Origin of the sequence: Chloroflexus sp. (assembly GCF_049970315.1) — a bacterium.
Classification (GTDB): Bacteria; Chloroflexota; Chloroflexia; order Chloroflexales; family Chloroflexaceae; genus Chloroflexus.
Genome location: NZ_JBMFNE010000028.1, coordinates 1 through 11,004, shown reverse-complemented (window position 1 = coordinate 11,004; position 11,004 = coordinate 1). Strand labels below are relative to the sequence as shown.

Below are 11,004 nucleotides of genomic sequence, written 5' to 3'. Positions count from 1 at the left end.
ATGCCCGCGATCTGAAAAAGAGGGAGAAGAGCCGCGTATGCTCTGGATTAGCCTGATTGCGCTCATGGTGTTAATCGCAGTCTCACCGGGAATAATGCTATACATTGAGCAGCGGCAGGCCACTACCGGTCATTTTGAACAGACCGGAGACACGCCACCGTCTCACCACGATACACCTTAGACGGTGCTGTCAAGCGGGTAAGGCATGCAGACACAGGCCGGTCCATGATCGAACATTCACCAGCCCCAGTTATCGCGAAACCAACAAGACACCAGCGGATACATCAAACACAACGCTGGTTACGGGTTGGTTTTTTCTTAATCGATCAGATTCTGATTTTTACCGGTTTTGTGTTGGCGTATGTGTTACGGTACCAGATTCTCTGGCCACCACCGTTCGATCAGATTGTGGCTGAGGTGGCCATCGAGAACATGGTACCTTTTCGCGCATTCCTTCCCATTGTTTTCATTCTCCAAGTCCTATTGGGTGTGCGGTTTGTGGTGCGCGGCTTCTACCGCCCAAGCCGCCGGATGACGCTCACCGATGAGGCTACCGCTATCACCGGCAGTGTGATCACGATGACTGCACTGCTCATTGTGGTGGTATTTCTGCATCGACCTTTCTTCTATTCACGGCTCATTTTTGCGTTTGCTGCCGTTACGATCATTGCTTTGCTCCTTAGTTGGCGCATCTTGCTGATCGGGATACGGCATTGGTTCTGGTCGCGCGGGCTTGGGCGCGAGCGAGTGGTTGTCGTGGGTAGTACCGGTTTGGGGCAATTGGTCATGCATGCGCTCACCGCCTCGCCGGGAGCAGGGTACACGTTGGTCGGCTATCTTAGCGATCAGCCGATCATTTCCGGCAACCGCGCGCGAGTATTTCATCATCTCGGCGACCTGCATGATCTCGAACAGGTCATCGAGGCGTACCACATCCAACAGGTGATCATCGCATTACCTTTCTGGCAATACGATCAATTGCCGGAATTGGTGGCACGCTGCCAACACATGGGGATCGAGTATCAGATTGCCCCGGATATTTATCAACTGAGCTTTGACCGCGTCGACATTATGCATCTGAGCGGTGTACCGTTATTGCAACCGAAGGAGATCCAACTCCACGGATTGAACCTGTTCTTCAAACGAACATTTGATCTGGCAGCGGTACTGCTTACCTTGCCGATAACCGTACCACTTGCGGCGATCATCGCGCTTGTGATCTGGCTCGACTCTGGGCGACCGATCATTTTTCGCCAGCAACGTGTCGGTAAAAATGGACGTTTGTTTACCTGCTATAAGTTCCGCACCATGATCCCTGATGCCGAACAACGCCGACGTGAGTTATTGGCATACAATGAAGCTGATGGCCCGTTGTTCAAAATGCGTGACGATCCACGAGTGACCCGCGTCGGACGTTGGTTGCGTCGCACGAGTTTGGACGAGTTACCACAACTCTTCAACGTATTGCTCGGTGATATGAGTTTGATCGGCCCCCGACCGGCATTGCCAGAAGAGGTCGAGCGGTATGAGCCGTGGCATCATCGGCGGCTTGCGGTGCAGCCAGGTTTGGCCTGCTTGCCGCAAGCGTTGGGGCGGAGCGAGATCTCGTTCGACGAACAAGTGCGGCTCGATATCTATTACGCTGAAAATTGGACGTTTAGCCTCGATCTGCGGATTCTGATGATGGTCATACCGGCGATTTTGTCCGGTCGCGGCGCGTGGTAATGTATTGGTTCACCGGTCAACGATTAGAGCGATCTGTGTGGTTATGGCTAGCCGCGGCTGTCTTGGTCGGGGTTGGTATTACGCTCATTCCACCACTTTTCGCCGTAAGCTGGCTCCTCGGTCTGGCCGCGCTCGGTTTGGCGGTGTGTGATCCGATTTGGCCGGTAGCGCTGGCCGTGCTCTCGGTACCATTCCAGCAATTGGTCACGCTGCCCGGTGGGCTGAGTGTGACCCAGTTCTGTTTCATCCTGGTGGCCCTAAGCTTCCTCTGGCAATTGTCCCAACGACGGTGGCCTTGGCCGGATATGCCGGGAATTGCTTTGGCTGTTTTCCTTTGGACACTCGCCGTGACCGCCGCTTTGACGCCACTTAGCCGCAGTGAGGGACTAAAAGAGACACTCCGTTGGGGAACAGTGCTCCTGATCTACCTTGCTGCAATGAGTGCGCTGCAGGACCCTGATCGAGTACAATGGCGACGCGCCGTACTCGTTGCCTGTTTGCTCGCTGCCCCGGTGATAACGGCGTTGATCGGTATTGGTCAACACCTGACCGGGATCGGCCCGGCGAGTTTTGCCGTTGGGGGCGGGCGGGTGCGCGCCTATGGCACGATTGGTCAACCAAACTCGTTTGCCGGCTACCTGAATCAGGCATGGCCGTTGGCAACCGGTTTTGGCCTAGTGATGATCGCCGCACATCGTTGGCACACCTGGCGCGATAGGTTGCACTTAGGCGTCGTCTTCATCACGGCGGGTAGCTTGATTGGTGGATTACTGGTGAGCTTTTCGCGTGGTGGCTGGTTAGGAGCAGCACTCGGTGCAACGGTCATGACGGTTGTGCTTGGCGTCTGGTACGGACGACAGATGCTGCGACAAAGCATACCGGTTATCCTTATGGCAGTATTTGGTGGAGTGATCCTGTTGAATAGTGGGCTGCTACCGACCGCATTGAGTAGTCGGCTTACATCCATTATCGTCAATCTCCAGCCGTTCGATGTACGTAATATTGAGATCACGCCGGATAACTTCGCCGTCGTCGAGCGAATGGCGCACCTGCAAGCAGCGTGGCATATGGTGCGAGAACGGCCGCTATTGGGAGTAGGACCGGGAAATTTCACCATCGCCTACGAACGGCTGGTGTATAGTGGGCAGACACCCACATGGATTAAACCATGGTATGATTCTCGTGGTCACGCTCACAACTACTACCTACACATCGCTGCCGAAAGTGGTTTGATCGGATTGAGTGCGTATCTGCTCTTGCTAGGTAGCGTTTGGCATACTGCGGTGCGAGCAGTTCAACAAGCGAGCGATTGGTTTACACGCGGTATCGCCCTGGGCGGCATAGGAGTGGTGAGCACACTAAGTGGTCACAATCTCTTTGAAAATCTGCATGTTTTGAATATGGGAGTGCAGTTTGGGACAATCATTGCGCTTATCGCGACCATCAGTATCGGTCGTACTGAACTGCGCAATTGCAAAGAGGACCTATGACTTATCTCGTGACCGGCGCTGCCGGCTTTATCGGGAGTCATCTGGTTGATCGCCTCCTGGCCCGCGGCGAACAGGTGATTGGCCTTGACAATTTTGTCGCCTACTACGATCCGGCCCGCAAACGACGGAATCTAGCCCAAGCGCTACAACACGCGGGGTTTACCCTTATTGAAGGGGATATTCGTGATGCGGAGACCGTCGCTGCCATCTTCAGCCGCTACCGACCGCGGGCAGTGGCTCACCTTGCCGCTATGCCTGGACCACGCCCCTCGATAGCCAATCCGCTCCTGTACGAGTCGGTGAACGTTGGCGGGAGCGTGGTCATTCTCGAACAGGCATGTCGTGCCGAAGTAGCAAATATCGTGATCGCGTCGACCTCATCGGTCTACGGTAAAGCCGGTCGTGTTCCGTTCCGCGAAGACGACCCAACCGACCGACCGTTGTCACCGTATGCAGCCACAAAAAAGGCGGCTGAAGTTCTCGCATACACGTTCCATAGCTTGTACGGGATTCCGACCAGCGTCGTGCGCTTTTTTACCGTCTATGGGCCGCGTGGACGACCGGATATGACCCCCTATCTCTTTGTCGAGCGGATGGTACGGCGCCAACCGATCACGCTGTTTAACGGTGGAGTCAATCTGTTCCGCGATTATACGTACATCGATGATATTGTCAGCGGTGTGATGAATGCGCTCGACCGACCACGTCCCTACGAAATCTTTAATCTCGGTCATTCGCAACCGGTCGAACTATGCCGGTTTGTACAATTGCTCGAACAGATCACCGGTTATGCTGCCAAGATCGAGGTTAAGCCACTGCCGGCCACCGAACCGCCGATCACCTTCGCCGATACAGCGAAAGCCGGACAATTACTCGATTTCGTACCGACCATTGCAATTGAAGAGGGGTTAGAGCGTTTTTGGGCATGGTACCGTGCAGAAGTGAATCGATAGCCTGTCGCCTTGCAGATATTCCGTAAGCGTAGCTACGATCATGTCGGCCAGCAAACCATCATCAGTACCTACACATGGGAAGGCGATTACATCTATGAGTGATCGTCCATCGGTGGTTGACATCACAAACGATTTACCTGAATCCAACCAAGCAGAGCGCGATGATTTCTCACTCGGTCAACGATTGCGTCAACCGCGCACTCTTATCTCGTTTGGATTGGCAATCGCGATCATTATATTTGTCGTCCGTGGTCTCGACATTGACATTGCGACCACGTGGCAATACATGCGTTCAGCCGATCTGTGGCTCCTTGGGTTAGGGCTGGTGGTTTTTTATCTCACCTTCCCCTTACGCGCGCTGCGCTGGCGTATGTTACTGACCAACGCCGGTGTACCGTTACAGGCTGGCCGAAGCAGTTGGGCTTCATTGCCGGCTTTAATCGAGTATATCTATCTGTCATGGTTTGCCAATTGCATTGTACCGGCCAAGCTCGGTGATGCATACCGTGGGTATCTACTCAAACACAACGGTAACGTCTCCTTTTCGGCTACCTTCGGCACGATTTTTGCCGAACGGTTGCTCGATATGATCGGCCTGTTTAGCTTGCTCGTGCTCTCCGGGTATCTTACCTTTGGTGCGCATATGCCCGAAGGTACCCAGATTGTATTTGGCTTTGGAGCGCTCTTGGTCGTGATTATTATCAGTGGTCTGGCCGGCATGCGCTGGCTAGGGCCGCAGATACGCTGGTTTATTCCACGCCGTTTGCATCGCGTCTACGGCAATTTTGAGCAATCGGCACTACGGTCGTTTGCGCCGGCAATCCTGCCCCGCTTATTTGCATTCACCGGTGCCATTTGGTTGCTTGAAGGCTTTCGGCTTTGGTTTGTCATTCAATCCTTGCATCATACCGGTCTTGATCTGAACCTCGCCGCGATTATTTTTATTGCGTTAGCATCGTCACTGCTGACCGCACTCCCAATTACCCCCGCCGGTTTGGGGGTGGTCGAGGGAACGATTACCGTCGTCTTGACCCTCTTCGGCATTGCAACGAGTCTTGGTGGGGCAGTTACGTTACTCGACCGGCTGATCAACTTCTGGAGTATTGTCGTGTTTGGTTTCATCCTCTATCTGTTCAGCCCGCGGAAGTAATGATGCGTATCGGAGTGGATTTTACAGCAGGTATTTGGCAAGGAGCAGGGATTGGTCGCTACACGCGAGAATTGGTGCGTGCTGCTGCCCAAGCCGGGCCTGATCTGACGTTTCACCTCTTTTACGCGGCCGGTGGGATCGGGCCAGATAACCCCTTTATCCATTATGCCCAGGAGCTAGCGGCTACCTATCCAAATGTTACGTTACGGCCGCTACCGATCAGCCCTCGCCTGCTCACGATCATCTGGCAACGGCTACGCTTACCACTGCGGATCGAGTGGCTTATCGGACCGATGGATGTGGTGCATGCACCGGATTTTGTCTTACCGCCGACGCGGTCGCGTACCCTGCTGACCATTCACGACCTCACGTTTTTGGTCGAACCGGGTTGTGCCGACCCCAGCTTGCGACGCTATTTGAGCGAGGCTGTTCCCCGTTCACTCCGACGGGCTGACCTGATTGTTGTTGATTCACAGTCGACGGCAAACGATTTAGGTCGACTCTATGGCATACCGAGCCGGCGTGTGCGTCTGCTCTACCCAGCCGTGGATGCACGTTTTCGACCATTACCGTCGGATGAACTAGCCACGGTGCGCACAAGGCTAGCACTACCGGATCGATTCCTGCTCTTTGTCGGAACGCTGGAACCGCGTAAAAACCTTGTACGTCTGTTACATGCTTTTTCCCTGTTACAATCTGACTATCCCGATTTGCAGCTTGTCATTACCGGACGACGTGGTTGGTTGTATGACGAGATTTTTACCGCGGTAACACAGTATCAGGTGACCGACCGAGTATGTTTTCTCGATTTCGTTGCCGATAACGATCTACCGGCATTGTATAATTTAGCCGAAGCCTTCGTTTACCCATCGTTGTACGAAGGGTTTGGCTTTCCGGTACTCGAGGCACTCGCTTGTGGAACGCCGGTTGTCACGACTAAAGTAGCGAGCCTACCAGAAGTGGCCGGATCGGCAGCCATTATGGTCGATCCACTTGACAGCGAGGATATTGCAGCCGGTATCCGGGTCGCTCTGAGCAATCCGTTACCGTTACGCGCTGCGGGGCCATTGCAAGCCGGTAAGTTTCGCTGGGAGCAAACCGGGCAGCATCTCGTTGCGATTTACCGTGAGTTGGCGGCAATGATCGCGGCCACGTGAGGAATGATTTGTATGATGCAACCGAAAGATCTCACCGCCGAAGCTCTCAGCCGCGGCGCTTTACCGGGTCGCGGTTATACGATTGCGCGTCGGATTTCACAGATTTTGCATCCAGTGCCGCTTGGCATTGTTAGCATCTTCATCGTTGGTATCTTTGGGAACGATAACCGTGTGAGCGGATTGTGGTGGTCGTTGTTCTGCACGTTTCTCCATGTCGTCCCGCCAACGATCTTCTTCAATATTCGTCTCCGTCAGGGGGCGTATAGCGATGATGATATTTCGGTTCGTACCCAGCGCAACGAACTGTATCTGTTTGGGATGGCTAATGTGCTGATCGGGACGGCGATTCTGTGGGTATTACAAGCACCGCTCCCGATGTTAGCGATGCTGGTATCGGTAGCAGTGATGAACCTGCTATCATTTATCATCAACCTATTTTGGAAAATCAGTATTCACTCGGCCAGTATTGGTTCGTGCGCTACGCTGGCCAGTATATATCTACCTACACTTGGTGGAATATGCTGGGCGGCAGCTATCGTGCTGGGATGGGCACGCTTACGCACTCGTAACCATACGCTGATGCAGGTGATTGCCGGCATGAGTTTGGCGGTAGTCTGCGTGCTTGGCGTGTTCCGGTTGTTTGGGTTGGTGTAAGGGAGGCCTATGGCGCGCCGTGAAGGGATTAACCCCGATGCCGTCTATTCACGTGAAGAAGTCGCTCGCTTGCTGGGTGTAAGCCTCAGTACGGTCAAGCGACTGATCAGCAGCGGCCAACTTGCCGCCAGCCGTCCGGCCGGTTTGCGCCGCGTTTTTATCCGCGGCGCAAGTGTATTAGAGATGCTGGAAACAACGCGGATCAACGGTGAGCATGAGTCGTAAGCAATGAAGATCTCACTGCGTTGACGCCGAATCGGTACGTTCGTCTGATTGTGCCGGCAACGCACGGACGATAACCCGCTGCTTGAACTTATCAGGACCATTGGGCGGCCAACACGTGATCATCGTTACCACTTCGTAGCCGGTTGGGGCAATGTAGCGCGCATTAGCAAGACGTTGTTCGGGCGAAACACCCTCTTCATCAACCACAATCCGTTCCACTACGGTATAGCGGTACGGTTGACCACGACTGTATACGATGACTTCATCACCCGGTTTGAGATAGAAGAGATCTTTGAAGACGCGACCGTACCCTCCAACATGACCGGCCAAGACAATATTCTCCCCCTCACCGGGATTGGCCGAACCGCGATGCTGACCGACGGCGTACTCGGCAACCTGCCAGACTGAGATCGGTTGACCATTCTCTTCGACGGTCTCCCAACCTACTTCGATCACTTTCGAGTCTACGTTAATCGCCGGAATCACCAAGCGTTCTACCGTTGCCACCCAATCGGCTTGCAGCGGTTCAGGAGGCTCTGAAATGAGCAGACCACTATCGATAGCGCTGCTCGTTGAGGTAGGTACCTCTTGAGTTGTGCGTGCAACCGATGATGGATCGAGCGTATCGGTCGTACCGGTTACGGGGGAGGTGACCGATAGTTCGGGTAATAACGGCAAAGGCCGCGCATCGGCCGGGCGAAAACCACTCGTTATAACACGCGGTGCAGGGAGTGGCGAATCACCGCGTGCAGCCCAGCGGTAGTACTCGATTTGCAATGTCGTCACCAAGACGTACAATAACACTCCGATACCAAACAGCATCAGAAGGGTCCCCAGCAACCATCGGCCACGATGATGCGCCGGTACCTGTCGCCAACTGACGACATGCCAAAGACGTTCGCTAAGTGGGTTCAGGCGGAGCATTAACGATTCACCTCATCACTACAGTCTGTTATCAGTATACCACGCAGCATGCAGCAAGCGTCGGATTGTATGATACGGTACGTACAATGCAGTGTAGCGGATGGGTAGCGCACTGCAATAACAGAGCGGGGCGAGTCTGGGCAGTTCTCCAATGTTCCGACAGTAATAAAGCTAGATTCACGAAGCTTTGGTGATCCGGCGGCTCAAAAGCCTGGCAAGGCGAGGAAAAGTCGGCGTGCAGAGCAACGCGAATGAGAGTTAATTATCCCGGCGCAACGAACGGTTGTCACTCAACCAGGCGTGGGTTGCTCACCCAATCAGCGCTTCGGTTGAATACCTGACGGCTGTACGAATCTTATAGCTGCTCGATAAGGTGCAACCCACCTATCGCTGTGGTCGCTATTAGTTATTATTCTGCCGCACTGAGTGAACAAAGGCCAACATGCCCGGCGTAGCGATGAGCACATGGCTCTTACACTCATGGTCAGCTTGCCGCTATCGAAACCCACCCTGGCTTCCCCGGCGATACATCAATGTGGTGATCTGGATTGTCGATACCACAACGAAACGTGTAGAGCACGCTGTTGCGCACCGCTTGTTAGTTTGCTCGCCGCTTTGGCTCAGTTTTTGGCTATACCTTAGCACAGGGTGTGAAACTGACAAATTACCCTAACAACGGACGAGAGGTCACAACCACTGCCTCCTGCCCCATCGGGGTGTAGCTACGCTCAATGAGAGCTGCGGCCCATCTTCGGTCTTTCTTTCGTTGACAAAATATGCCTTCGTTGATATATTAAGTGTAATAATTACACTATTTTGGAGTATCTTATGAACGGCGCACAGCTCCGCACCGCCACCGGTATTCTCTTTACCGATCAATACCAGTTGACGATGGCCCAGCTCTATTTTCGCATGGGCATCCACGAACGCACCGCCCAATTCGATCACTTCTTCCGTCAGCCACCGAACTACGGTTTGCACGTTGCCGGTTACTGTATTGCCGCCGGGTTGGAATGGTTGCTCGACTGGATGGAGACGGCGTATTTCGGCCCAGCCGAGATCGAGGTATTACGTGGTCAACGTAACCGTGTTGGTAAGCCGATTTTTGGCGAGGACTTTCTCGCTTATCTGCGTGCTCATGGCAACTTTAGTGGGATCACCATGTGGGCGGTGCCTGAAGGGCGTGTCGTGCATGCGCAGGCGCCGATGACCATCGTGCGAGGGCCGTTGTTCATGGCGCAGATTCTTGAGACCGCGTTGCTCAACCATCTCAATTACCAGACGCTGGTGGCAACCAAAGCTAGCCGCATCCGCGAAGCAAGCGGTGCCAGTACAGTGCTCGAGTTTGGCTTACGGCGTGGGCAAGGTTTGGGGGCAAATGCCGGTACACGCGCAGCTTTGATCGGTGGTGCTGACTTTACCTCAAATGTCGGTCTGGCCTACACCATCGGCCAAACCGCGAAAGGAACCCATGCCCATGCAATGGTGCAGTCGTTCCTCGCCCTTGGTATGAGCGAACTCGATGCCTTCCGTGCTTATGCAGAGGTCTACCCTGACGATTGTCTGTTGCTTGTCGATACGATCGACACGTTACAAAGCGGTGTGCCCAACGCGATCCGTGTTTTTGAGGAGTTACGCGCCAAAGGTCATAAACCGGTTGGGGTACGGCTCGATTCGGGCGATCTTGCCTATCTCGCCATCCAGACGGCCCTGATGCTCGATCAGGCCGGTTTTCCCGATACCGTAATCGTCCTCTCGAACGATCTTGATGAACTGGTGATCTGGCAAATTCAGAGCCAAATTGCCCAAGAAGCACGGCGTTACAACGCCGACGCCGATGCGATCATTCGGCGATTGGTGTACGGTGTTGGGACGCGGCTCGTTACTTCACACGGTGAAGGTGCCCTTGGCGGAGTTTATAAACTGGTAGCAGTCCATGATGGTCAAACGTGGCAACCGGCGATCAAAATCGCCGAGAGTGCAGTGAAACTGACCAATCCTGGTCTCAAGCGGGTTTGGCGTTTGTACGATGATCGGGGCAAAGCGACCGCCGACCTGATCGCGCTCGAAGACGAAGATCCGGCGAGTGAAGAGTATATTCGCCTCCGTCACCCAATCGATCACACTCGTCAGCGGCTGCTCAAACGTACCGAGCTGACCGGGATCGAGCCACTACTCGAACCAGCGATGGTGAATGGGCAACGGGTAGCCGAGCCGTTACCACTCGAGCAGATGCGGGCGCGACGTAATGCTGATGTTGAACGACTCGATCTCGGTGTTCGCCGAATTATGAACCCGCATATTTATCACGTCTCGCTTAGTCAACGGTTGTGGGATCTGAAGCAAGAGCTGCTGGCCCGCTTGCAACAGGTCTAGGCGCAGAGGATGGTAAACGCAAAGGCGCTAAGGACGCAGAGAGCGCCAAGGTTTTTTGGTACCTTGTCACCGAGTAGTGCGGTATACAGCTAGACAAGACGCGCACTAAGGACGCAGAGGGCGCCAAGGTTTTTTGGCTGATTGTTATTGTTCGTACCGACCGGCGGTAGCGGGTGCTAAGGATGCAGAGGGAGCAAAGACGCAGTTGAGGCAAAGGCGCAGAGGATGGTAAACGCAAAGGCGCTAAGGACGCAGAGAGCGCCAAGGTTTTTGGGTACCTTGTCACCGAGTAGTGCGGTATACAGCTAGACAAGACGCGCACTAAGGACGCAGAGGGCGCCAAGGTTTTT

The 11,004-nt window shown here is 54.2% G+C and carries 10 protein-coding genes; 9 read left to right on the top strand and 1 reads right to left on the bottom strand.

Features of this window, described 5'->3' with window-relative positions; all coding sequences use genetic code 11:
• The first annotated feature begins 37 nt into the window (after positions 1 to 37).
• The 8 genes from ACP5OT_RS15445 (at position 38) to ACP5OT_RS15410 (ending at position 7,354) form a co-directional block, all read left to right on the top strand.
• Positions 38 to 181, top strand: a complete 144-nt coding sequence (locus ACP5OT_RS15445; protein ID WP_424674728.1) for a hypothetical protein — start codon at positions 38 to 40, stop codon at positions 179 to 181.
• Between the two features lie 44 nt (positions 182 to 225).
• Positions 226 to 1,725, top strand: a complete 1,500-nt coding sequence (locus ACP5OT_RS15440; protein ID WP_428132630.1) for a sugar transferase — start codon at positions 226 to 228, stop codon at positions 1,723 to 1,725.
• Positions 1,725 to 3,215: an O-antigen ligase family protein gene (locus ACP5OT_RS15435; protein ID WP_428132628.1), complete on the top strand. Its 1,491-nt coding sequence runs from the start codon at positions 1,725 to 1,727 to the stop codon at positions 3,213 to 3,215. Before ACP5OT_RS15440 ends, ACP5OT_RS15435 begins: the two co-directional genes overlap by 1 nt.
• Positions 3,212 to 4,168 carry a GDP-mannose 4,6-dehydratase gene (locus ACP5OT_RS15430; protein WP_424674731.1) on the top strand — a complete coding sequence of 319 codons (957 nt, stop codon included), beginning with the start codon at positions 3,212 to 3,214 and terminating at the stop codon, positions 4,166 to 4,168. Before ACP5OT_RS15435 ends, ACP5OT_RS15430 begins: the two co-directional genes overlap by 4 nt.
• 94 nt (positions 4,169 to 4,262) lie before the next feature.
• Positions 4,263 to 5,318: a lysylphosphatidylglycerol synthase transmembrane domain-containing protein gene (locus ACP5OT_RS15425; protein WP_424674732.1), complete on the top strand. Its 1,056-nt coding sequence runs from the start codon at positions 4,263 to 4,265 to the stop codon at positions 5,316 to 5,318.
• A gap of 2 nt (positions 5,319 to 5,320) precedes the next feature.
• Complete coding sequence (locus ACP5OT_RS15420; RefSeq protein ID WP_428111719.1) at positions 5,321 to 6,475, top strand: glycosyltransferase family 4 protein; 1,155 nt, start codon at positions 5,321 to 5,323, stop codon at positions 6,473 to 6,475.
• A gap of 12 nt (positions 6,476 to 6,487) precedes the next feature.
• On the top strand, positions 6,488 to 7,129 hold the full coding sequence (locus ACP5OT_RS15415) for a phosphatase PAP2 family protein (RefSeq protein ID WP_424674734.1): 642 nt from the start codon (positions 6,488 to 6,490) through the stop codon (positions 7,127 to 7,129).
• Between the two features lie 9 nt (positions 7,130 to 7,138).
• Positions 7,139 to 7,354, top strand: coding sequence for a helix-turn-helix domain-containing protein (locus ACP5OT_RS15410; protein WP_424674735.1), 216 nt, complete (start codon positions 7,139 to 7,141; stop codon positions 7,352 to 7,354).
• 12 nt (positions 7,355 to 7,366) lie between these two features.
• Here ACP5OT_RS15410 and ACP5OT_RS15405 read toward each other — a convergent pair whose 3' ends face one another.
• Positions 7,367 to 8,278, bottom strand: coding sequence for a sortase (locus tag ACP5OT_RS15405; protein WP_428111716.1), 912 nt, complete (start codon positions 8,276 to 8,278; stop codon positions 7,367 to 7,369).
• Positions 8,279 to 9,106: 828 nt separating this feature from the next.
• On the opposite strand from ACP5OT_RS15405, the gene ACP5OT_RS15400 reads away from it, so the two are divergent.
• Complete coding sequence (locus ACP5OT_RS15400; protein WP_428111714.1) at positions 9,107 to 10,654, top strand: nicotinate phosphoribosyltransferase; 1,548 nt, start codon at positions 9,107 to 9,109, stop codon at positions 10,652 to 10,654.
• Positions 10,655 to 11,004 lie beyond the last annotated feature (350 nt).